This window comes from Paraburkholderia fungorum (assembly GCF_900099835.1).
Classification (GTDB): domain Bacteria; phylum Pseudomonadota; class Gammaproteobacteria; order Burkholderiales; family Burkholderiaceae; genus Paraburkholderia; species Paraburkholderia fungorum_A.
Window position 1 is genome coordinate 164,424 of record NZ_FNKP01000004.1, and the last position, 22,305, is coordinate 186,728.

Sequence of the window (22,305 nt, forward strand, 5' to 3'; positions counted from 1 at the left end):
CCGATGACGGGTAAGCATAGACGCTGGCCGATACCCTCTTCAAGATAGATGCAGAAGGAAAATGTCATGACGACAGTAAATGAAAGACTGGCCTGGCGCTACGCGACCAAGAAATTCGACGCGACCAAAAGCGTGCCCGCCGACAAACTCGAACGGATTGTCGAGGCAGTTCGGCTCGCCCCGACTTCGAGCGGTCTTCAGCCTTTCGAATTGTTCGTCGTCACCAATGCGGAGATTCGCGCGAAGATCCGCACCGTTGCGTGGGATCAGGCGCAAGTGACCGACTGTTCGCACCTGCTGGTCTTCGCGGCATGGGACGACATCACCGCCGACCGCGTCAATATGATGTTCGATCTGACCAACGAAGTCCGTGGCTTCAGGAACGAAGGCTGGGAAAATTATCGGCAGATGCTGCTGGGAATCGTCGCCGATCGGGGCACCGACGCGAACTATCACGCTGCGGCGCGGCAAGCGTACATCGGCCTGGGCGCTGCGTTGATCGCGGCCGCTTTCGAAGATGTCGACGCAACGCCGATGGAAGGCTTCGATCCGGCAGCCGTCGATGACATTCTCGATCTGAAATCGAAGAACCTGCGCAGCGTGGTCATGCTGCCGCTCGGATACCGGGCAAGCGAAGGCGACTGGCTGGTCAACCTGAAGAAGGTGCGACGCAGCCGCGAAAACTTCGTCACGGACATCGCGTAAAGCTGGCACACGCGGCGGGTGGGTCTCACCCGCCCGTGGCGACTGTCGCCGCAAACATACGCGCCCGGCTTGTCAATTCTCCCGCCATTTCAAATCCCCAATAGCGCGACGGCCCTGCACGCTCGCGCGGACGGCGCACGCCGCTACCGGCTCGCCGATTCTGTCGCAATAAGGCGGTGCGGTATTATGTTCGGCGCCAAAACGAAGTCTTTGCCCGATGAAACAGAGCCTAACGCCAGCCTTAGCGCGCGTGTTTAAACGCCTTCGTTATCCGTTTGATGTGATGCTGATGTGTGTGCGCTGGTATGTTTCATACGGACTGAGTGTACGAAACCTGGAAGAGATGATGGCTGAGCGAGGCATCGAGGTCGACCATTCGACGGTGCATCGTTGGGCAATCAAATTGCTGCCAGTGCTTGGAAAAGCGTTCGGTCGCCACAAGCGCCCAGTGGGCAAGAGCTGGCGCCTTGATGAGACGTACATCAAGGTCAAGGGAGCATGAAAGTATCTGTATCGAGCAGTAGACAAGGCCTGCCACACGGTTGATTTCCTTCTCCGAGCCCATCGCGACAAGGCTGCAGCACAGCGTTACTTTGAGAAATCGATTGATCAGAACGGCGAGCCTGAGACGATTACGATCGATAAAAGTGGCTCAAACCTGGCCGCGATTGAAGCGCTGAACGCCCAGCGCGGCACACCGATCAAGATCCGCCAGAATGGTATTTGAATAACATTATTGAACAGGATCACCGAGCAATCAAACGGCGCACTCGGCACATGCTCGGCTTCGAGACATTCCGGTGTGCACGCATTCTGCTGGGCGGCATCGAACTCATGCATATGATTAAGAAAGGCCAGATGACAGGCACTGGCCAAGCTGCTGCCGAGCAGTTTTACTCGTTATCCAAATAAGCACTGCATATTATATCGCTTTTGCTTGCCCCGCCATCCTTATTGCGACAGAACCTAAAAATCACGATCTTCAGTCAAGACGTCGCTGGTGCCACGCTTACGGTTCGACTGCGCTCCGCCCTGTTCCAATCGGACACGGAACTCAGATTGTCGGAACCGAGGAGAGAAGGACCCGCCGGTTACGTAACGTGAGCTATTTAACCCGTCAGTCGCCGGACGGATTGAGAAGGCATCTCTTCGCAGTAAGTTACTGGCCTGGCAGCGGATCCCCGAGCAGATCCAGACGAAATGGATCGCCAAAAAGATCCATGGTCGTGCCACCCAATTCAGCGGGCAGAATTCCGCTTCGAATCTGGCTCGAAATTTCCTTGGGTAGCCACACGTCCTCCATGGCTGCGATCCCATCTTCGATTAACTGCTTGAGAAAGAACGACTGGCTTTGCCCAGTACTTTCCGCAAGTAGCTTCAGTCGTTGTTCAATCATCGGCTCGACGCGTACTGCAATGACCTGCGAACTCTTTTCCGGCTTACTTCGCAATCCCCACTCCTTGTTTCCTCGTTACCCGCTAGACCCGGGCATTCGCGCGCTGTTGTACCACAAGCGGCGGACATGGGGAAAGGAGCTGACACGTCCAGTGGGATTGCGTTTGTTCGGTTCACGATGAGGCCAACCTTGGATCCGGAGATCAACTCCCGGGTGGAACGTCGGGCGGGCAGTACCGCTCATCACAACGCAACGGCACGTGATTGGACTGTCGTGACTTCAAACGTCCGCAGCGATCATTGACAACGAACGCTTTACCAGACTTACGTTTGGGCAAGGCCGGGCAGTCTAGGCGTTATATCCTGTTCGGCATGCGTGCTCGGGGGGTAGTGAGAGGCGACCGGTCCGCCACCCGCACTTACAGAATACGTAGCGTTTGCTACAACACACAAGGACATCGACGATAGGTTCGATCAACCCAGCAGAAAACGGCGTCTGAATCGTCCCACAAGGAAAGATTCGTGAAACATTCCGCCCGCTCCGCCTGAATGGCGTTCTGATTCAATCAGTTAGGGTTGGGCCGATGAGGCGCCGGATGTTTCACGGTCGGGCGTCGCGCTCTCACTTTAAATATGTTGACATTACCGCCAGAATGTCGATTTTTCAGGATTCGCAACACGAATCATTTTGGGTGGCCTTTGGGTTCTCCTCCATTGCGATTACGAGAACTTGCCGACGAGTGGTTGGAGCTGACTATGAATGGTTCGGTAGCTCCCCTGCATAAGTACTTTGGATGACTTGATCGTTAGTTGCATTATTTGTCGGCTATCATTGATGTGAGCACATCCTTAGACTTGGCGGATGACTGACGCGTCGGTTCCCCGTTGCTGCATCAGACACCCGGGTTATCGCGGTTGTCCGTGCGGCTAGTTGGGCCGGGCCATATGATGTTCGATGCGGCTGCACCTGCTCGTAGTCAACCAGTCCCTCCCCTCGCGCTGCTGCATGCCCATTGCCGCACCGGGTTCACGCGACGCTGCTCCTCTCGCCGGCGTTGGCCGCGCTCCTGCAATGCCAAGGAAGTCGTGCTTTGCAACCGGCGTGCGGCGCTTGACAGAGCTCCCTGGCGCTATCAAGCGCCGCAAATCTTCGTGCGCAGCGAAGGTTGCGCAAGACGCGATCTGGGCGCGGGGGCGATGAACTGACCTCAAAGCCTCAGTAATGGCATCCGAAGAGGCGTGGGTAGTGTTCCAAAAAGTCCCCTGGCGCGGATTGTTCAAATGGTGTCGTGCACGCCATTGTCAGACGCAACGCTTACCTACCGCCTATGGTTTGCATTCACTCAAGTACGCATCGAACGCAACGCGGTAGACGCCGACCGGAACCGCTCCCGCGACCAGCTCCACACGCGGCGCGGGTATATCGGGGAGTTGGTTTGCTTCTTTTCGTGTGCCGTAATCGTGCGCGGAAAGCCGATGATCGCGTTGCTGGTCGAGGCGTGCGAAGCCTACAAAGACTTCCTCGCCCTGCCCTCCCCCGCGTTGGTCGGCCCGAAAACGGCGCGTCAGTTGGCTTACTGGCGACGGTTTGCAAGCGATGCACTAGCGCCGGAGTCGCAACGCTACGCGACGCGCGCCCTGCGCGCGGCATTCACTTGGCTGGTCGATGTCCGCTATCTGGCGGGCAATCCTTGGAACGCCGTGAACGACCCGCGAGTGGTCCGTCGCGAGGCCCCGATCAGCATCGACCGTGCCCTGCCAAGAGATCTGTGGGAGCGGGCGCGGCATTTTATGGATCGTGCGTGTGCGCCGGCCGACGCTAAACAGTGGCGAATCGCGCGCGCCCTACTGTTGCGTATGGGCGAGTCCGGCCTGCGGCGCGAGGAGGCGGCTAGCGCGCAACGCGACAAGTTGAGGGTTTCGCCGCACAGCGCTGGGGTAGATCCGGTCTGGGCGTTGACCGTCGTCGGCAAGCGCAACCGCGAGCGTACTGTCCCGGTGAGTCCAGCCACGGTGTCGGCGCTATGCGCACACTGGCGCGACAGGGACCGAGCCTTCGATGATCCTGCCTCGACGGCCCCCCTGCTGGCTCCTCTTGTCGTCCCGGGTTCTCGCGTGGCGGAAGCGCGACATAGCGACGGTACACAACCCGGCTATACGAGGCACGGATTGTGGAAGCTGGTCCGGCGGGCGATGGAAGGCATGTTGAGGGAAATGGAAGACCTCTCAGAAACGGACCGGATGTCACTTCATCAGGCGTCGCCTCATGCTTTTCGCCATACATTTGGCACGCACGCGGCTGTAGAAGAAGTGCCGATCGATGTGATTCAGCGGGCCCTTGGACATGCAAGCATGCAGACAACCTCGATTTGTGTGCAGGCCGAACAACGTCGTATGGCCGATGAATTCGAAAGTTTTATTCGCGTAGGCCAAACTCGAGCGACGTGAAATAGTGGTCGTTGCAGGTACGTGTGAACGGTCCCTATCAACTCTCGCGGGATGCAGGCGACGCTGGTCGGCCCGGTAAGCGACTGAGAGCGAAGCGCTCAATCAGTAAAAGCGGACTAATTCAGTATGTAAGACTCACTTACGGCTGTTGTCTGTGATGAGCGCCCATAGAGCGAGAAGAGTTTGCGTCCGGCTGTGGTTTTTTGTGGACAGGCCGTCGCGATGAGTAACTATCAGAAAACTGATAGAAACAATGCTTGCATCGGCAAGCCTCCGTCGATCTGACAGATTCCTGATAGAAAAGTGTTAGTTCGAGCTGAGCGCTGCCCCAGCTGTTCGCGTCGACTCAACGAAAGATCCATTCATTTGGCCGCCTTCGCCGCGAAGTCGATCTCTCCGAACCTCTAGAGCAAATGGTATTTCGGAGCAGGAAACCCGGCGCTCAGGCTTTGGCACTAAGTGGCCTGAGGAGCCGGCACCTTCTACTTTGAGGCAATCGTGATCGGGTAAGACGCAGAATCGAAGCGAAGGCCTAGCCCACCCGGTGTTTGCTAGGCGCGCGTAAAAACCGCTGCAGCACATCACGACGTCCATGCGTGTCATTAGCAGGAGGGTGTCCCCAATGGGGACACCCTCTCCACCCGTCGTGTTTTCGGAGGATTTCCAACTGGAAGAGGATTGCAATCAATCGGGATTAAATTGATGCCCCAAGGACACGGCCAAACCTCCTGATGCCTCCGCCCGTCAAGCTTCGGATGCTTGATATCTACAACCAATGGCGGACAGCCCATTGCGCGGCAGGTGATACCCAGCACATCTTCGTGAGTGACACCATTGGGGACACGGTCGCTGCATATAAAGTCACCCACGCTATACGACGAACACTTGCATCACCCGTGTGGATCTTTTATTGGGGCGACTTCGCTCTAGCTCAACTGTGTCTGTGTCCCCAATGGGGACACAGACACAGCAACATTCAGTCAGTGCTAGCGTTACCGGCTGAGAAGAGCTCCGCGATAAGCGTTCGAATCTGTTGCTCTTTGTCGACTGTCAGCATCCCCGCTTTGATTTTGACTGTGAAGCCAACGGCATCCTTTGTAATCGAACCTGCTTGATTCTTTCCCGCAAAGATTTTTTCAATGCTCCGGTCGCTAACGCCACTGGAGACTTGCCCTCCATTTTCGATTGCTATCTTGATGACCCGTCCTAGTTTGGACTGGTCAAGATCCCCGCTAACTACTCTCGCCCAAACCCCCCGCGCTATTTCAAGAGCCCGATCATCCTTGTCTCGGAGAGCTGACACCACAGCTTCCGCCGCATGGGCACCGATTAGGCGTGGTTGTACGTCGAGGTCTTTGCTAATGAACTCAGGAAGGTCAGCAAAAGCAAGATACCGGTAAAGCTCCGACCGGGACATCCCCAAAGCCTCCGCCGTCCTCTTCCGGTTCGGAAATTCCTTCTCGGTACGCCGAATGGAGCGCGCAATCTCATAGTCAGAAAGATCCTCACGCGCAACGTTTTCCACCAGAGCCAACATTGCCATTTCTTCGTCAGAGATATCAATAATGACTACCTTGATTGTCTCCTTTCCGATCATCTTGTGAGCACGCCAACGCCGCTCGCCAGCGACTAACTGGTACCCCTCACCAGCGCGACGGACCACAATCGGCTGAACTAGCCCCGATGCGCGGATAGATTCGGCGAGTTGCTGCAGTTTCGCGTCGTTGAATAGCTGGCGAGGTTGCCACGGGTTCGGCACGATATCTAAGACGCCCACATCCGAAGCAGCCCCCGTCTTTTCAAGCTCCGAGATGCGTTGTTGTGCATGCGCAAGCGCCCCGGCCATTCCAGGTGCAGTTCGCGGGCTCGTTGGCTTATCCTGCTGTGGATCGATCTTTATATCTTTGGCTGCACGGACGTCTGCAGTCTTGCTCATCATGCGTTCGCGAAGGCTACTCATTGTCCATCCCTCCATTGGGCCACGTATTGATCATCAATCCACTTGCAATAGTCCAACAACGGCTGTTTCACCCGAGCCAGCGTCTTGGCCACTGCGTCGGAACGGGATAGGTCGAACACCGTCGAAAACGCGAGCGCGCCGTTACTCATCACCGAGCTTGAGGGAATTTCTGTTGTATGAAGCCAATCCCCATAAGCCCGCTGTGACCACGAACGCACCACAGGAGCCGACGAAGTAGTGCCGTAGTCAACCCTCGACAGGAGAACGGATATGAAGTCATAGGTTTTATCGACTTCATGTTTAACAAATCCATTCGCGACTTCCGAGAAAAGCGACCAGAACGACACTGACGAAATAAAATCCAGACTTTCGGGGACTAGCGGCATAACCATAGAGTCGGCCGCCATCAGACCGTTGAGGGTCATATACGATAGGGACGGGGCGGTGTCGAGAATGATGTAGTCATATTGAGCCCGCAGCGGCTCAATCCCTTTGCGCAAAACGGACCAGAACTCGAAACCAGGATTTGTTTGCTGCGCCGTCGGCAAATGAAATTCCGCGTCATGCAGGTAGTTATGTGCCGGAATCACATCAATGCCGTCCCAATATGTACTCTGCACTTTGGACGCCAAACCGCCTTCCATTTCCGGTTCGTAGATGAAGGGCAAGACCGTGTCTTCCCACGTCACATCCTTTTCGGCATACAAGCCGCATAGCTCCGAGAGCGACGCTTGAGGATCCAAGTCAATAACTAAGACCTTCCGCCCGCGCAAGCTCAGCCCTTGCGCGATACACATCGTCGTTGTAGTTTTGCAGGAGCCACCTTTGAAGTTGGCGGTAATCAAAACACGGCCACGATGGTCACGCGTACCACTGACAAGTGGTGTTTGGTAAATGTCGGAAACCTGTTGAACCCAGGTTCGCACATCTTTCAGCGAAAAACTGCGCGCTCGACCTGTGCCGTGAGTTGTACCCGACGGCAACTCGCCGCCTTCCTTAGTTGCTAAATAGTTGATCTTCTGCCGGTCGATGCCGCAAAGCTCCGACAGCTCACCGATTGTGAAAATTGGTGGATTCTTCCGCGGACGGGGAGCCAAGATTTGGTCGCGCAGTTCATTCGCCATCACCGACAACCGCTCGGCGAACTCTCCTAGATTAGAGAGCTTCACGCGCCGATCAATTCCTGGCAACTCGCTCAGATTCATTTGCAAACTTCCTTTTTGTTAACGGTGAGCTGATTTCTCAACGCTCCCCGTGCGTTTTTACGGTTTATACGTATAGATACATCAAACCGTAGAATACTCATCACACTGATTAATAGCTACAAAAATATCCAATACCGCTATTGAAAGCCCAGTTTCCAATCAAATTCCTTTGATTTCGGCTACTTACCGAGAAAATTGTGCTTGATAAAGCTCCTTCTCGATGGTGTCAGGCTTCTGATATTCGCGGATCGCCCGCCATGCCACTCAAGTCCAACACAATTTGCCTCACCTAAGCGCACCAAAAGCTGCGACATTTGCAACGTTTCACCGAGCAACACAATTCGCCTCACCTATCGGATCGCTATCAAACGGGAGATCCAACCGTCCGTCTTTCAGCAAATTCCGTTCATTCCACCGATTTCCAAGCGGATCACGAACTGATGTTGCCCACAGGAAGTTCTCCGGTTTGCGTCACCGGTGGTAAGTTCTTATACAAAAATCAAAACCACAAACCACTAACAGGAAAACTTACGTCTATATAAATCAATGACTTACTGTCGCAAGGTGAGCTGTTTTGTGTTGAAGGTGCTGTGAATTGAGTAAAGAGGTGAGGTGTTTACCACGCCAAAGTGAGATGAATTGGCGACCAAGGTGAGGTGTCGTGGCACCAATGGTGAGGTGAAATGTGATGCGCGAATCGAAAGGTGAGGTGTTTTGTGATTAGTCTCGGAGTTAAGGTGAGGTGTTCTGTGTTGACACCGCACCTTGCGGTCGGTACCGTACCGCTCCAGATCACCCTCAAACCATGATTCGGAGGCGGAATGTCGATAGGGCAGGTAGCCACGTCGCGGCAGCTAGCCCTAGCTTTGTTCGACGATGCCAATGCGGAGGACCTCCCGGTTGACGCGGCTCGTTCGGACGTCGGTTTCGCACGAAAGAATGTTCTTATCCGTATTGTTGACTTGGGAGTCGCGGCTCGACGTTTGATTGACGCGGCGTACTTCATCGTCGCGCAAGACGAGAAGGTTCGCGACTTGTATGACGTGGAGTTGGACTATTTCAAGTGGCTTATGCGCTACTCCAGTCGCAACAACACGCATCTCGAGCAGGTCATCACTGAGGCGCAGAGGGCATTGATTCAAGCGACCGCCGCGCCGGACGCGGACGGCGAGAAGCCTTTCGGTTCTGTCCAATTGATCGGTCGTATATCCTACGCCAGTGGTCGGTTTCAGTTCCGGGTGCCACCCGACCTCGTAGGCATTATTAGAGGTCCCGGGAAATCACATTGGTTAAGCCTGCGCATTACCTCTCTGTTTTCGCTCAGCTACGCTCGGGTGATGTATGACCATCTGCTGCCCTATGCTGACGAAGGTGAGACTGATTGGCTCGCTCTGGAAGAATTACGCTCGTGGCAGGGGGCGATGGGGGCGAAGGCACACGAGTTCAAGTATTTCAAACGGGACTGGCTCTCGCCGGCCGTTGATCAGATCAACGAAGTATCTGATCTGAAGCTCTCTTACGAGACACGAAATGAGCAGGGCTCTCGCAAGATTGGCCGCTTGAAGTTTCGCATCGAGCGAAAAGAAATGGCGGAACGAGTTCTCCAAACGCACGAGCAGGCCCAAGAGATCTACCAGACGTTGAAGCAGGAATTCGGCTTGTCCAGCACCCAGCTGAATCAGATTGCCGCTCAGCGCGAGACCTTCACAGACGACCGATTGCAGCAAGCGATCGAGCGTACCCGCTTCAGCTTGAAACTGGGCAAGGTGTCTAAAAGCCCAGCGGGCTTCTTTATGAAAGCCTTAAAAGAAGGGTGGATCGTCTCTGACGCGGAACGCAAGATGATCGAGGTTCAGGAAAGTCTCGCCTTACATGAGCAGCGCGAGGTTGCCGTAAAGCAGCAGGCAGTCACTCAGATAGCACTGCGCGTTGCCGCCCAAGATGTAGACGCGCATGATCGTCGAGTCAATGAGATTCGACTGGGGTGGGACGCGTATGAAGCAGCAGGGCCGAGGCAGCGAGAAGAGTGGCGGCGCACGTACAAGACGACCCCGGCCGGTAAATTGACTTTACGTCGGCTTGGTATTGACCCGGCAGTCGACCTAACAGAACAGACGATTGGACGGTATCCCGACCTGAAGGACGGATTCGCAGGGTACGTTTTTAACAGGGCGAAATCCGTTAAGTCTAAGAGCTGACGAGGGTGCACGCGCGGTTACAACGACGGACTGATGCCGCCAAAGAAGCCAGCGTTTCGCATCGTATCGATTGGCGACTACCGACAGCTTGCGCCCTTCGGTACTCACTTAGCGATGGTGAGCGTTCCAACCTGACGCGTCGGGGAACGCGACAGTGAAATGGCAATGTTCGCATGCGCGTCTGAACGCCTTTGCTGACGCGTCGCAGGGTTTCGTGGCATCTTTAAATGGCTGTGTCGCGACAACAATGTGACGTTCGTCCGGGACGTCGAGCCAAGTTGCACCGGGAGCGTCGCTGTTTCAATTTCCGCAATAAGACCCTCAACCGGTTGAAGGTTGTGAACTTGTGCCGTTGTTCCCAACTTATTGACCCGAAGAAACTGATTCGATTCGGCGCTTCTTCGAAACGGTGAAACCGTGAAACTCTTCGCCGACGAGCTAACATCCATTTCGGCTACAGATTCTCCCGAAAGCTACACGATTTCACGCACCATTTCGCCTTAACTCCGTCAACCGGTTGACGCGAGCCGCGCACTCAGCCTGAGAGAAAAGCAGTTATCCAAAAGCCCGCCAAAATGGCAGCTCTTTTGGATGACCGGGTACCCATGCGGACTGATTCAATTGAGTCGGCCCAATTGGATCCTTCTCATGCGTCTCTTCCGAAACAAAAAACAGGTTGCCCTTGCCGTCGCCCCAGGCGGTTACTCCGAAGACGATCCCGAAAAGATCATCTTTGATAACGGCGCGCGTCTGCGTGTCGAGGCCAATCACTGGAAGACGTTCTGCTTCATTCTCGCGGTGATCACGGCGGGCGCAGTGTATTCACGCAACCCACCGCCGTCCGTCGTCAAGGCGTATGGCGTCTCTTCCGACGTCAACGGGCACGCGGTCGTCACCCAACTGACGGCCTACAAGCCGGACGATCAATCCATTCGCACCGCGCTGAGGGAGACCGTTGAGCGCTGGTGGACCATCGAACCGGTCTTGACCGACGACATCCAGAGCTCGCGCATGGCGAAGAACATCAACGCAGCCAAGGCAATGATGGTCGGCAATGCCAGAAACCAGTTTGCCGAATGGATCAAGAGTGACGCGCCATTCCAGGCGATCACGCTCAATCCCAAGCTCGTACGCGAGCCGAAGGTCACCAATATTGCATTGCTGGAGGATTCGACAGCGGTCGTTGAATTCACGGCAAGCACGACCCAGTCACCGACCGACAAGCCGGTCGTGCAGAAGTACGCGGTGACTCTCCGGTACCAGATCGTTCCGCCTGCCTCAGAGGACGCACTCGGCACCAACCCCTTCGGCGTGTTCTATCCGCTGTTCACCGTCCAGAAGACCCAATGATGATCGATTCCCGCGCGCTCGCCCTGTGGGTTACCGCTGCCGCATGCGCAGTGGTCGTGTCTGTGCCTGCCGTTGCCGCCACTTCGCCGGATATCGCCAGTGCCATCAGCGACCCGATGAGTCCAATTAACCCCTACAACGTCGGCACCGATCCAATCACGATGCCAGGTGACGCCCGCATGGCGGTCTTTCCGTACAGCCGCGATCAGATCTACCGGATCATGACCGCGCCGCTGAAGAATACGACCATCGAGCTGGCGCGTGGCGAGCTGCTCGTCACCGATCCGGCGCTGGGCGACTCCATCCAGTGGATCGTGGATACGGACGGCGCGAACCACGTCTTCATCAAGCCGATCAAGCCGGGTCTCGTCAACACGCTGCACCTGACGACCAACCAGCGGGAGTACGACATGACGCTCGTCTCGTCGCCGATGGGCGGGTTGTTTTATCAGACCGTGCGATTCAACTACCCCAGCTCGCTGATGGCAAAGGTCCGCGCCCGTGAAGACCGGGCGGATGCGGCGGCAGGAGAGGGCGCAGGAGTATCCGCAACCGATTCAGGACCCATCGGCGTCTCGCCCGACAAGCTCAACTTCGGCTATACGGTGTCGGGCTCTGCACCGTTCCGTCCCGAAACCGTGTTCGACGATGGCAAGTCGGTCTGGCTGCGCCTGCCTGCAGATGCGCCGTTTGCCGTGCCGATCGTCAAGGATCACGGCGATGTCATCACGCCCAACTTCATTCGTCGCGGCCAGTACATCGTTGTGCAGGAAATGGCTAACGAGATCGTTCTGCGCGCGGCGGACGACAAGGTCACGATCACGCGTCGCAGGCCCGGCCTCTTCGGCTTCTGAGAGCGCGTTCGCCATGGCACAACAGAATACGCAACCAACCGGCGATCAGGCTGCGATCGTCAAGGGGAAATCACCTCGCAACGCGCTTATCAGCGCGGGCGTCGTCGCGGCCGTCGTCATCGCGGGACTTGGTTTCTACTACCAGGTGAAAGAGAGCGGGCAGCTCGAAGAAGAGGCCAAACTGCAAAAAAAGGCCAAGGCAGCCGAGGTGGTCGACAAAACCAATAACACGCAGGACGTCGACAAGATCATCGAGGAGCAGCAGTCGGACGCGCGCCGCATCGCGGCGTCTGAAGCACGCGCGGCAGTTGCGCCCCGCTCGACAGGGTCGCCTGATACGAAGCCTGGCATCACAGCGGATGACTTCAATAACGAAGAGCGAACACACGAGATCAAGGCGCAATCCGATTCGGATGCCATCTTCGCCTCCCCGATCTTCCGTGCCGGCTTGAAAGTCAAGGACACGCAGCAACAACAGCAGATTCCGCAACTGGCCGGCATCCTGACACCGCAACAGGTTGCCGCACAGCAGGCAGCCGCTCAGCAGGCCGCGACGGGCTCGGCGAATGCACAGGCTGCCGCGCTCGTCGCGTCCGGGCAGCAGGCAGGACGAGGTGGTCTCGCAAGCACACAGGATCAGGATACGGCGTTCATGCGTAACGCCGGTGCACAGTCGGCCGACGGGCAGGATTTCGCACGCGCGGGTTTCGTCGGGCAGGCGCACGGCTGTGTGCTTTCGCCACCGCATCATATTCCGGTGCTGTCGATGGAAGGGTTGAATTCGGATCGCCCGGGCACCGCTGCGCTACTCGTTGAGAAGGATGTGTACGACAGCATCCGCGGCGACTGTCTCATGATTCCCAAGGGCACGACGATCACAGCGCCCTACAGCTCCGATATCAAGCCAGGTCAGGAAAGCATCCTCGTTGCGGCCACTGAGATGCGCCTGCCGAATGGCAAGCACGTCCCCCTCTTTGGTGGACAGGGTGCGGACGCCGACGGCGCCGCGGGGTTTTCGGGTGACGTCAACAACCACTTCCTCAAGATATTCGGCACGTCGTTCCTGACCGCAATCCTGCTGCGTAAATTCGACGGTGGCGACACGTCGACCACGACAGGCCCGCTCGGTGTCACCCAGGTGGGCAGCACCGGCGGACAGGTCGCGGCGCAGACGGCCCAGTCGGTTCTGGACCGCTACAAGAACATTCCACCGACCATTACGACGGATCTTGGTCAGCACCACTTCATGATCAAGGTCAACCGCGACATCTACATGGAGCCATATCGCGGTGACTAAGCCACTCGTTCGCAGCCTTGCGCTTGCCGCTGCCTTTGCAGTTTCTGCAGCTGCTGCCAACAGCAGTTTTGCGGCGACTGTCACCATCGAACATGTCATCAGCCCAACGAGCATCGTGCTAGCCAGCTCGGGCACGCGCAAAGTCGTGACGCTTGCGGGCAAGCCGGTCTTCTATTGCGGCCTGACGGCATTCTCGAAATGGGCTGCGCCGCTGGCCGGTCAGCGTGTGTCGAGCACCCCGGAAACTGGCATGACCGTGGCGATCGATTCCCGGCCGACCTCGCTTGAACAGATGCTGGTCGCGCGCGGGTGGCTCGAGCCGACGCAACTGGACGACGACGCCGAGGCGGCGATCACCGAAGGGCGTGGCGGGTGGGCGTGCGCCAGCGCGACGACTCCATTCGAGCTGATGCACACGAGCGTTGATCCGAAAGTGCTGGCCGGCATCGCGCTGAATGAATCCGGCCTGAACGGCCGCGCCTGGCCGTGGACGCTGAACGTCGCGGGGCAGGGCTTCTTTTTCAGAAGCCGGATGGACGCATACCGTGCGATCCAATCGCTGATCGCGGCTGGCCGCAACGACTTCGATGTCGGGCTGATGCAGATCAACTGGCGGTGCCATGGGTATCGATTTACCTCTGCGTGGGATGCCTTGCGGCCTTCGACCAATATCCGCGTCGCGGAAATCATCCTCAACGAGAACTACAGCCGGACGCACTCGGTCGCGAAGGCCATTGCCTGGTACCACAGCGCCAATCCGGCACCGGGCCAGGCGTACCTCGCGCGTTTCGCGCGGCACCTCAACCAGATTCAGGCAGGCCTATGAAGCACACCGTTTCCCGTATTGCACTGGCCTGCGTCGCGTTGCTCAACGCGATCACGTCGCATGCTGCAAACACCGACCCGTTCGATTTCGACTATGAAATATCCGGCGGTATCTCGGAGCGGCCGGCGCTTATCTTCAACGATGGTTCGAAGACGTACATCCAGCCCCGCGCAGGGCAGGTGATCACCGCGCAGGAAGGCCACCGCGAAGGTCCGTATGTCGTGGTCGACGGAACGCCGGAGACGATCACGTACAGCGTGGCCGGCCGAAACGCGACTGCGCGCTGGACGAAGGCGAATACGTTCATCGGCGATGGCGCACATGGGGCGCTCGCTGCTCTGCGCGACGATCAGCCGGCAGCGTTCGACGGATTTACGAATCGCCTCGCGCTGATTGGTACGCGCGGCGCATTGGAGCCAGTGCGGAACCTGGATTCAACGATGCCGGTAGGCAGTATCGTGAAGGCGCTGGTGCCGCAGGGCTGGACCGGCTCCGCGCAGAAGGATGTCGATCTGAACAATGCGTCTGCGTTCGCTACCCGTGCCCGCGAGAACTGGATGCAGGCGCTGGACCGCCTGATGTCGCAGACCGGGCTGTATGCCGATGTTGATTTCAATGCACGGCACGTGCGACTGCATCGCGATACGCCCAAGTCGGCCGCACTGAACTACGCCGTCGGCCAACAACCGTCAGCGGCAACGTCCCCGATCGCGCTTGTCCCCGGCTCGCCCGCAACGGTCGCGCAACCGTCGCTTCTGGCGCAGCGTTTTGGTGCGCAGGCCATCCGCGATGGTGACGATGCTCACACGCAGATCCGGTTTGCCTCCCGACCCGCGAAGGATCTTCAGTTCCGCGATATGAGCGGCAACTCCCTCCATCCAAAGTGGGATGACGCCGCAAAGGTGATGACGATTGACCGCACGTCACCCTTCGTTGTTGCGGACGCTTCAGCCAGCGTGGAGATGAGCCGGACCGCGGCATGGGTCTATGACTTTGACGCGGCGAGCCCGGCTCACCTTGAGGCCGTGTTCGATCACGACGGTGAGACCTACTTCAAGTTCGCTGAATCCGTCGTGGCGGTGACCGTTGCGGACACTCACCACCTGGGTTCGGGGGAGCAGAAGGGCCGTTACTACCGTTTCCGGGGAACGGCAGAACAGTTCATCGTCGTCGCGGATGGCAACACCGTGAATGTCGTGCGTCGGCGCGAGCTGAAATACGTTGAAGGGGCCGCCACTGCCACGGCAGACGCGTCCGGTGTAAAGCCTGCAACAGACACGACAGGCGCGACAGGCACAGGCATCACGAATACCGTTGCGACGACCGCGGTGCTCCCATGAGTCGCCTCGCGCGCGTTCTGATGAGCCTGATCGCGGGAGCGCTCGCCACACCCTGCGTCGCTGACTGTCTGGACGATGCGGCGGCGTACCGCCATCTGAATCCCGCGCTCGTGCGTGCCGTTGCCCAGCACGAGTCAGGCATGCGTGCGACTGCTGTGAACATCAACAGCAACGGGTCTGAAGACATCGGCCTCATGCAGATCAACTCATCTTGGCTGCCGACGCTCAGTCGTTTCGGCATCCGGCGTGAGCACCTCTTCGACGCATGCGTGAACGCTTATGTCGGCACCTGGATCCTCGCGTCGAACTGTCACCGCTTGGGCGCGACATGGAAGTGTGTCGGGGCCTACAACGCGGTCTCGCCGCAAAAGCAACTCACCTATGCGAATGCCATCTATCGAATCCTGCAGCGCGCAGGGAACTGAGAAATCGTGAATATGAACCAGACAATTCCCACGACGCGTTGCAGCGGCCTTGTCACGAAACTGTTGGCCGCGCTGCTGCTCGCTGGCCTGAACTCTCCAGGCCATGCCGCACAGTCGCCTGCTACTGACGGCTGGCAGATGCTTTCCGCGACCACACCCGGTAGTGGATCGTCGTCCAACGCTGCCGCACCGGCTGCTGCACTCGCGAACCTCGCAGTGCCGCAGGCAATGTCCACACCGTCGCCTTCTCTGGCCGAGTCCGCGGTGGTGCTTCCCGGTGCACCGAGCGTCCCGGCAGATGACCTGACGCTTTCCGTCACGCCGCAGGACATCAATCTGCGCAATGCGCTTGACCGTTGGCTGCAAACGCAGGGTTGGCAGCTCGCCTGGAAGATCGACGACGACCTCCCGCTCGAATTCAATGCGTCGTTCAGCGGCGATTTCACGGCAGTGCTGACCCAGGTCATGAAAGCGACCAATCACATGCGCACCCCGACCCGCATCTGCCGGCACACCAACCACGTCATTCGCGTCATCGCGCGCGCAGCGAACTGCCAGGACTGACCATGATCCGTCATCTGAAATTTAAATTCCTCACGGCGTCGGTCGCTTCGTTCGTACTCGCCGGATGCGCGGTCACGCAGGAAGACGTCAATAGCGCCTATGACGCCGCGCATCGTGCGATGAATGCTGCGACCGCCAACGGCCCGGAATCGATGGCGCTCGTTGAAGACGTGCCCAATGCGTTCCTTGGCGACAGGCTGGTGCCGGTGGCTTATGAGGCCGGTCTTCCCGCAGTGTTTCGCGACAAGAGCGTCACGTTCCCCGCGAACATCAAGCTGAGGACGCTCGCGACCATGGTATCGAGCGCGACTGGTTACCCGGTGCATCTGAGCCCCGACGTGTTCATCCCACGTGACACGTTGATCCCGCACGTGGGTAGTGATGGAAAGGGTGCGGGCCTCTCCTTGGGCAAGACGTCGGAAGAGCCAGTCTACGCGCAGCCGTTCGCCGGGAACGTCGGCATGTATTTGCGCAACGTGACCGAGGACCTGGGTCTCGACTGGTCATTCGACGGATCCACGATCAACGTGACGCGTTTCGTGACGCGCATGTTCCAGATCGCGGCGATCCCCGGCAAGGTGTCGATCCGTTCAACGATGTCGAAGGGGATGGACACCTCCACCGGCAATCAGGCGAACGGCAGCGGAGGCAGCTCGGGCGGTAATACGGGCTCGTTCTCCGCGATCACGTCGACTGGCCGTGAGGGCGAGTTCGACCAGATGAAGATCATCGGTGACGCGCTTGGCAAACTCAAGTCGCCGATGGGCAACATCGTGGTCAATCCGCAGAGCCGCCTCGTGATGGTGTACGACACGAAGGAGGCCGCCGACCGCATGGGGCAGTTTCTGACCCGCGAGAACGCGATTTCGACCCGTCAGGTGGCGGTCCGCGTGCGCACGCTGCAGATCGCGCTGAACAACGGCAGTCAGGCTGGCCTGAACGCCGACGTAGTGTTCAACAGCATCCAGGGTGGCCTCGCGAAATATGCGATCAGTTTCACGTCGCCGACTTCGCTCTCGTCGGGCGGTGGTTCGGTTGGCCTGTCGGTGTTGCGCCCGGACGCACCGTTGTCAGGCACCAACGCAGTCATCAACGCGCTGAACAGCTACGGCAAGACTGTGCAGGACAACACGCTGACCAAGATGACGCTCAACGGTCTGCCGGTGTCGGTGGCCTCGTTCCAGAGCGATGACTATCTGCGCTCGACCCAGGCGTCTTCCGGCAGCCTGACAGGCACCTCGGGCGGTGTACCTGGCCTGACGCCGGGAACCGTCACGACGGGAGACTTCGTGAACGTGCTGCCGTCGGTGAACGATCACAACCAGATCATTCTCGCGTACTGGAGCGACAGCTCGAAACTGAATGGACCGTTCACGAGTGCCAGCGTGGGTTCTGGTGAGACGCAACAGCAGATCCAGCTCGCGCATACGACCGGTAGCAAGGACGATCAGACGGTCGCGCTCGCCGATGGCCAGACGGTCGTCCTGTACGGCGCGATCACGGACCATGCTGACAGCACGACCAACGGCGGTATTGCTGGTATCACCGGTATCTGGAATAAGACGCGCACCTTTCAGGTCATCATGCTGACGGCGACCGTCGTCCCGTCGATGTGAGCGCCGGTATGCATATCACCGGACCACTTCCAACCGACAAAAGGGCCCGACTGGTTTTCGGGCTGGACTGGCGCGCGTATCCGGCCAAAGGTGCCAAAGCGGAGCGCCGCCGGTATGCGGACGGCTTCGGCGCGACGCACTACGTCGAGTTTAAGGTTGGGCAGGAGACGATCGCGGGTTTCGCGCTGCCCGAGTCATCCGAAATCCGGGGACTCAGGCTTTACTCAGGCGCGGCGCGCGTCGCACTGCACGCCCGCGTCAAGTCGAGGCAGGCTGCGCTTGTGCTGCTACAGGATGGTGAACGGGTTCACCTGGTTTTCGTGGTACGCGGGGCCGTGCGCAGCGATGAAGTCCTCACGCCAGAAGCCGCGCGCGACCGGCGCGACGCCATTCGCAATGAATGCCAGCGCCTGAACCTTCCGCTCGTCACGCTTGGCTCGGGACAGTCGATCGGCGACATCGACGAGAGTTTCCCGGCCGCCTCCCTGCTGGAGGACCGGAAAGCAGGACGCATTGCGAAAGTGCCGGCTGCCATTCCGGTTGCGATACCGCTTACCGTCATCACCGTTGCGCTCCTCGCTGGCGGAAGCAAAGTCTACGACGCGATGCAGCCGCCGCCACCGCCGCCACCGCATGAGCCGACGTATGCCGAAAAGTACGCGGATGCCATCCGTCACACCTTCGCTTCGAAGCCGCCCCGCGCCAGTGCGCTCGCGCCGATGCTGGTCGGGACACTTGCGACCACTGAAACCAATCGCACAGGTTTCCGCTTTGATACCGGCGACTGCGGCACCTCTGGCAACTGCACGATCAAATACAGCCGGGAAGGGGGGACGTTTGCGGGCTTTGACCGTGAGGCGACGTCCTCCATGCGTCCGATCACTTTCGATCCGGACGGACTGCATCTGAAAACCCGTGGTCCTGTCATTCCCCCAGTGCCTTCGGTGTCGTCAGCCGATGAGAGCACATGGCCGTCAGAGCAGGTGCTGATCGAGCTGCTGCAGACCCCACCGCAGCGCCTGTCACAACAGCCGTTCGAACTCGATAGCCAGGGTTACACCGTCCTGCTGCAGCCGTCGAAGCCGGTGCTCCAGGACCAGACAGGCGCGGGTCCGCGACCCGCGCATCCGATGCGTCAGGGCGACTGGCAGATCGATGGCTTCAGATGGCAGGCGGTGTTACTCACCCGCCTGCCTTCGAACATGGCGCTCGACAGTCTGAAAGTCGAATACCGGGTCAAGGATCCGGTCGGCATCCATTTCACCGCGAAGGGCAAATACTATGTTCTCGACTAACCGTATTCTCGCGCGCGCTGTCATCACGCTGGGCACCTGCGCAACGTTGACCGCGCCGCTCACAGCGCGCGCTGAAACTCCACATCTCACGCTCGACGACATCGACCAGTTGTCCCGGGACAAGGTCGTGCGTCAACTCAAGGGCACGCCAGAGGGCGCACCCGGTGCGTCAGCATCGGCGCCGCTGTCCGCGTCGTTGCCTCCAGCACCGGATGCGAGCCAGGTCCCGAAGATCGTACCGAAACCTGCAGTGATCGCGCGATCGCACGCTGAGGCCGCCACCTTCGTTGGTGCATACAGCGACGCAACAGGGGGCTACGTCCTGTACGAAATGGGCGGCGGCATCTACACGGCTCACGTTGGCAAAAAGCTCATTAATGGGTGGATAGCCCAGAAGGTAGATGGATATCAGGTCACCGTTGCCGAGGGCAAACACGTGTGGACCGAAACGATCCGCGGCGAGGCAGCGGCCGCCAGTCCATCGAATCCTGCGCTGCAGGCACTTAACGACCTGAGCAGTCCGTTGCCACCGGCCGGAATGATGTCCAGCGCACCTATTCGCCAACCTTCGGGGAGATAAGACCATGAGCATGTTTTCTGGCGTTGAATCCGACGAGCCTGCCGCGCGCGGCTTTTTTGGTCGCCTGAAAGGCTGGCGGCCGGGTTTTACGGAGTCGGGCGCGTCGACGATCCTGCCGGTGTCGGAACCGCGTTTCGACACAGATAGCCTTCCGTCGGGTGCGCAACCCATGACACTCGGCATGCGACTTCGAAATGCGGACATCACGGATGTCGAACCGCACGATCCGTATCATCCGCATGATCCGCATGATCCGCATGGGCCGTCCGATGAGCGTGTCCCTCCCAGGACCCGGGAAGGACACACACCTGCTGAAAAAGATCCAGCGCGTGAGCCTGAGTGCGCCCAGGCCGGTGAGCCGGTCGATCGCGCAGAGCACCCACCGCAGCATGCTCAGCGGGATACCCGGCAGGACGCAGCAGAGCCGCCGGTCGATCCCACTATTGCCGATGAGGGAAGCTGGGACACGGACGCCGTCATTGCAAAGGAGCCGCCCGCACCGCCGCTGCGCACGCAGGAACCGGTTACCGCCGAGAGCGAAAAGGCGCTGATCGAATCGGACGTGCTCTATACGCCCATCGGGTTGCCGCAACTGATTTCGGTCGACGGGCTGGGTCCGTTCAAACGCATCCTTTGTGGGACCGCCGCCGACGCTACCCTGAACATCACGGCTGCAGCGCGCCGCAGCTTTGTCGCCGTGGACATGCAGGCGGGCGTCGCCATGGTGGTGGCCACGCGCGAGTTTCACGAGGGCGCGCTATATGCCACCTACCTCAAGGATCTTGAGCGCGCGGATATCGCGATTCGCGAGGAGATGGTCGCCACGCAGGACGTCATTGCAGCGATTTATGCGGCAGCCAAGGCGCGGGAAGCGGGTAGCGTAGTGCCGGACGGCTCGCGGGCGATCGGCACGTTCCGCGATGTCCTGGAGGCTGCGCACGAGTTCAACAGCAGTGATGCCCACTGGGAGTACCGGGATTTCAACGACGACGTCGAAGTGCGCTTTCGCGTGGACGGGGACCTGTACACCTACCGTCGCATGCCAAAGGCGCTGGTGAAGCGCGCGCTCTCTGCGGCGTATCAGGATCTGGTCCAGCGCAACACCAACTCGGGCGAGACGTTCCAGCCGAGCGCGCCGCAGTCAGCCATGATTCCGATGGTCTCTCGCATGGACCTGCTGAACCTTCGCTGGCAGAGCGCGCCGGCGGTCGGTGGTTTCGACGTTGCGTTGCGGCTGCTCGATGGCAACTTCCGTAACGTGCGCGTCATGCAACCGGCCGAAATGGGACTGGAGCCAAGCCAGCTGGCGATTCTCGACTTATTGAGCAATGTCAGCGGCGGCGTCACCATCCTTAGCGGAGAAACTGGTTCAGCGAAATCGACGCTTCTGCGCGCGATGTCCTACAACATGGCGGCCCGCGATCTACGCAAACAGTACGCAGTGAGCGAGCCGGCCGAATATCCGAACCCGTGGCTCTCTGAAATTTCCATCGCCCGGCGAACCGACGAGACCGACGACGAAGCCAGTCGCAAGAGCGCGGAAGTGGTCCGCACGTTGATGCGGATGGATCCCGACGATCTGACCGTCAATGAAATCCGCGACCGGATCATGGCGGCGCTGGTCGCCGAACTTGCGTTGACGGGTCACCCGGTGCGCACAACGATCCATGGGGACAGCCTGATCGGTGTCTTCATGCGGCTTGCCGGTGGCCGGCTTCAGTTGCCGATGGACGAGGTGTCGTCTGAAAAATTCGTCAATGCGGCGGGGAACCAGAAACTGATTCCGCTCCTGTGCCCGCACTGCAAGGTGCCGGCGCGCGACGTGATGCCAGCATCGCAACTTGAACTGCTATCGACGAAATTCGGCCTCGACACAGCGCGGATGGCGTGCCGTAGCGAAGACGGCTGCGAACGGTGTCGCCTGAAGGGACTCTTCACGCGTGCTGGCAAGGTCGCAGGTGGCACCAAAGGGCAGACGCTCGCGATGGAGTTGTACCAGCCAACGCCTGAGTTTCTTGCGCACGTGGCCGTGCGCGACTGGTCGGGAGCCGAGAAGGTGTGGCGTGGCGAACGCGTGAGCGGATTCGGCGACGCTGACATGACCGGCAAGACGATTTACGAGCATGCGCTGTATAAGGCGTCGACCGGGATCATCGATCCGCGCTTCATCGACCTGACGATGCGGCCATTCGCGCATTACCGCGTGATGCCTGACCGCGACGGGAGGATGCCGTCGTGATCCGCAGC

The 22,305-nt window shown here is 58.9% G+C and carries 17 protein-coding genes and 1 pseudogene; 15 read left to right on the forward strand and 3 right to left on the reverse strand.

From position 1 onward, the window contains the following. Positions 1 to 66 precede the first annotated feature (66 nt). Together BLS41_RS36330 and BLS41_RS36335 are read left to right on the forward strand one after the other, a co-directional pair. Complete coding sequence (locus BLS41_RS36330; RefSeq protein WP_074773988.1) at positions 67 to 705, forward strand: nitroreductase family protein; 639 nt, start codon at positions 67 to 69, stop codon at positions 703 to 705. Positions 706 to 922: 217 nt separating this feature from the next. Beyond that, positions 923 to 1,617 (forward strand): annotated as a pseudogene (locus tag BLS41_RS36335) (IS6 family transposase). A gap of 247 nt (positions 1,618 to 1,864) precedes the next feature. Here BLS41_RS36335 and BLS41_RS36340 read toward each other — a convergent pair. Beyond that, the gene (locus tag BLS41_RS36340) at positions 1,865 to 2,155 is read right to left on the reverse strand and encodes a hypothetical protein (RefSeq protein ID WP_366487204.1); all 291 of its coding nucleotides are present in this window, start codon (positions 2,153 to 2,155) and stop codon (positions 1,865 to 1,867) included. A 1,421-nt stretch (positions 2,156 to 3,576) separates the two neighbouring features. On the opposite strand from BLS41_RS36340, the gene BLS41_RS36345 reads away from it, so the two are divergent. Further along, positions 3,577 to 4,548: a tyrosine-type recombinase/integrase gene (locus BLS41_RS36345; RefSeq protein ID WP_074774906.1), complete on the forward strand. Its 972-nt coding sequence runs from the start codon at positions 3,577 to 3,579 to the stop codon at positions 4,546 to 4,548. Between the two features lie 976 nt (positions 4,549 to 5,524). Here BLS41_RS36345 and BLS41_RS36350 read toward each other — a convergent pair. Continuing rightward, positions 5,525 to 6,508: a ParB/RepB/Spo0J family partition protein gene (locus BLS41_RS36350; protein WP_074773994.1), complete on the reverse strand. Its 984-nt coding sequence runs from the start codon at positions 6,506 to 6,508 to the stop codon at positions 5,525 to 5,527. Next, positions 6,505 to 7,713, reverse strand: coding sequence for a ParA family protein (locus BLS41_RS36355; RefSeq protein WP_074773997.1), 1,209 nt, complete (start codon positions 7,711 to 7,713; stop codon positions 6,505 to 6,507). The genes BLS41_RS36350 and BLS41_RS36355 overlap by 4 nt, the downstream gene beginning before the upstream one ends. Before the next feature lie 821 nt (positions 7,714 to 8,534). Between BLS41_RS36355 and BLS41_RS36360 the strand changes: the two genes are divergently transcribed. The 12 genes from BLS41_RS36360 (at position 8,535) to BLS41_RS36415 (ending at position 22,297) form a co-directional block, all read left to right on the forward strand. Then, on the forward strand, positions 8,535 to 9,911 hold the full coding sequence (locus BLS41_RS36360) for a replication initiation protein (protein WP_074774000.1): 1,377 nt from the start codon (positions 8,535 to 8,537) through the stop codon (positions 9,909 to 9,911). A gap of 648 nt (positions 9,912 to 10,559) precedes the next feature. Then, positions 10,560 to 11,261, forward strand: coding sequence for a VirB8 family type IV secretion system protein (locus tag BLS41_RS36365; RefSeq protein ID WP_074774003.1), 702 nt, complete (start codon positions 10,560 to 10,562; stop codon positions 11,259 to 11,261). After that, positions 11,258 to 12,115 carry a TrbG/VirB9 family P-type conjugative transfer protein gene (locus BLS41_RS36370; protein WP_074774006.1) on the forward strand — a complete coding sequence of 286 codons (858 nt, stop codon included), beginning with the start codon at positions 11,258 to 11,260 and terminating at the stop codon, positions 12,113 to 12,115. Before BLS41_RS36365 ends, BLS41_RS36370 begins: the two co-directional genes overlap by 4 nt. A 13-nt stretch (positions 12,116 to 12,128) precedes the next feature. Next, the gene (locus tag BLS41_RS36375; RefSeq protein WP_074774009.1) at positions 12,129 to 13,412 is read left to right on the forward strand and encodes a TraB/TrbI/VirB10 family type IV secretion system protein; all 1,284 of its coding nucleotides are present in this window, start codon (positions 12,129 to 12,131) and stop codon (positions 13,410 to 13,412) included. Beyond that, a complete protein-coding gene (locus BLS41_RS36380) occupies positions 13,405 to 14,238 on the forward strand; it encodes a transglycosylase SLT domain-containing protein (protein ID WP_074774012.1) in 834 nt (277 codons plus the stop codon). Before BLS41_RS36375 ends, BLS41_RS36380 begins: the two co-directional genes overlap by 8 nt. Beyond that, positions 14,235 to 15,578 carry a TrbG/VirB9 family P-type conjugative transfer protein gene (locus BLS41_RS36385; RefSeq protein ID WP_253189925.1) on the forward strand — a complete coding sequence of 448 codons (1,344 nt, stop codon included), beginning with the start codon at positions 14,235 to 14,237 and terminating at the stop codon, positions 15,576 to 15,578. The genes BLS41_RS36380 and BLS41_RS36385 overlap by 4 nt, the downstream gene beginning before the upstream one ends. Beyond that, positions 15,575 to 16,003, forward strand: a complete 429-nt coding sequence (locus BLS41_RS36390; protein ID WP_074774015.1) for a lytic transglycosylase domain-containing protein — start codon at positions 15,575 to 15,577, stop codon at positions 16,001 to 16,003. The genes BLS41_RS36385 and BLS41_RS36390 overlap by 4 nt, the downstream gene beginning before the upstream one ends. A 12-nt stretch (positions 16,004 to 16,015) precedes the next feature. Then, positions 16,016 to 16,567 (forward strand): toxin co-regulated pilus biosynthesis Q family protein, encoded by a 552-nt coding sequence (locus BLS41_RS36395; protein ID WP_074774018.1) that lies wholly within the window; start codon positions 16,016 to 16,018, stop codon positions 16,565 to 16,567. Between the two features lie 2 nt (positions 16,568 to 16,569). Then, positions 16,570 to 18,183: a secretin N-terminal domain-containing protein gene (locus BLS41_RS36400; RefSeq protein WP_074774021.1), complete on the forward strand. Its 1,614-nt coding sequence runs from the start codon at positions 16,570 to 16,572 to the stop codon at positions 18,181 to 18,183. Positions 18,184 to 18,191: 8 nt separating this feature from the next. Then, on the forward strand, positions 18,192 to 19,478 hold the full coding sequence (locus BLS41_RS36405) for a type IV pilus inner membrane component PilO (RefSeq protein WP_074774024.1): 1,287 nt from the start codon (positions 18,192 to 18,194) through the stop codon (positions 19,476 to 19,478). Then, entirely contained in the window at positions 19,465 to 20,058 is a 594-nt protein-coding gene (locus BLS41_RS36410; RefSeq protein WP_074774027.1) for a hypothetical protein, read from the forward strand. The genes BLS41_RS36405 and BLS41_RS36410 overlap by 14 nt, the downstream gene beginning before the upstream one ends. Before the next feature lie 4 nt (positions 20,059 to 20,062). After that, complete coding sequence (locus tag BLS41_RS36415; protein ID WP_074774030.1) at positions 20,063 to 22,297, forward strand: ATPase, T2SS/T4P/T4SS family; 2,235 nt, start codon at positions 20,063 to 20,065, stop codon at positions 22,295 to 22,297. The last annotated feature ends 8 nt before the right edge of the window (positions 22,298 to 22,305 follow it).

Excerpts from the sequence above, each read along its gene's own strand:
- BLS41_RS36385 (WP_253189925.1), top strand. The coding sequence starts at position 14,235 with ATGAAGCACACCGTTTCCCGTATTGCACTGGCCTGCGTCGCGTTGCTC.
- BLS41_RS36360 (WP_074774000.1), top strand. The coding sequence starts at position 8,535 with ATGTCGATAGGGCAGGTAGCCACGTCGCGGCAGCTAGCCCTAGCTTTG.
- BLS41_RS36390 (WP_074774015.1), top strand. The coding sequence starts at position 15,575 with ATGAGTCGCCTCGCGCGCGTTCTGATGAGCCTGATCGCGGGAGCGCTC.
- BLS41_RS36350 (WP_074773994.1), bottom strand. The coding sequence starts at position 6,508 with ATGAGTAGCCTTCGCGAACGCATGATGAGCAAGACTGCAGACGTCCGT.
- BLS41_RS36410 (WP_074774027.1), top strand. The coding sequence starts at position 19,465 with ATGTTCTCGACTAACCGTATTCTCGCGCGCGCTGTCATCACGCTGGGC.
- BLS41_RS36365 (WP_074774003.1), top strand. The coding sequence starts at position 10,560 with ATGCGTCTCTTCCGAAACAAAAAACAGGTTGCCCTTGCCGTCGCCCCA.
- BLS41_RS36370 (WP_074774006.1), top strand. The coding sequence starts at position 11,258 with ATGATGATCGATTCCCGCGCGCTCGCCCTGTGGGTTACCGCTGCCGCA.
- BLS41_RS36400 (WP_074774021.1), top strand. The coding sequence starts at position 16,570 with ATGATCCGTCATCTGAAATTTAAATTCCTCACGGCGTCGGTCGCTTCG.
- BLS41_RS36345 (WP_074774906.1), top strand. The coding sequence starts at position 3,577 with ATGATCGCGTTGCTGGTCGAGGCGTGCGAAGCCTACAAAGACTTCCTC.
- BLS41_RS36375 (WP_074774009.1), top strand. The coding sequence starts at position 12,129 with ATGGCACAACAGAATACGCAACCAACCGGCGATCAGGCTGCGATCGTC.
- BLS41_RS36330 (WP_074773988.1), top strand. The coding sequence starts at position 67 with ATGACGACAGTAAATGAAAGACTGGCCTGGCGCTACGCGACCAAGAAA.
- BLS41_RS36415 (WP_074774030.1), top strand. The coding sequence starts at position 20,063 with ATGAGCATGTTTTCTGGCGTTGAATCCGACGAGCCTGCCGCGCGCGGC.
- BLS41_RS36355 (WP_074773997.1), bottom strand. The coding sequence starts at position 7,713 with ATGAATCTGAGCGAGTTGCCAGGAATTGATCGGCGCGTGAAGCTCTCT.
- BLS41_RS36405 (WP_074774024.1), top strand. The coding sequence starts at position 18,192 with ATGCATATCACCGGACCACTTCCAACCGACAAAAGGGCCCGACTGGTT.
- BLS41_RS36395 (WP_074774018.1), top strand. The coding sequence starts at position 16,016 with ATGAACCAGACAATTCCCACGACGCGTTGCAGCGGCCTTGTCACGAAA.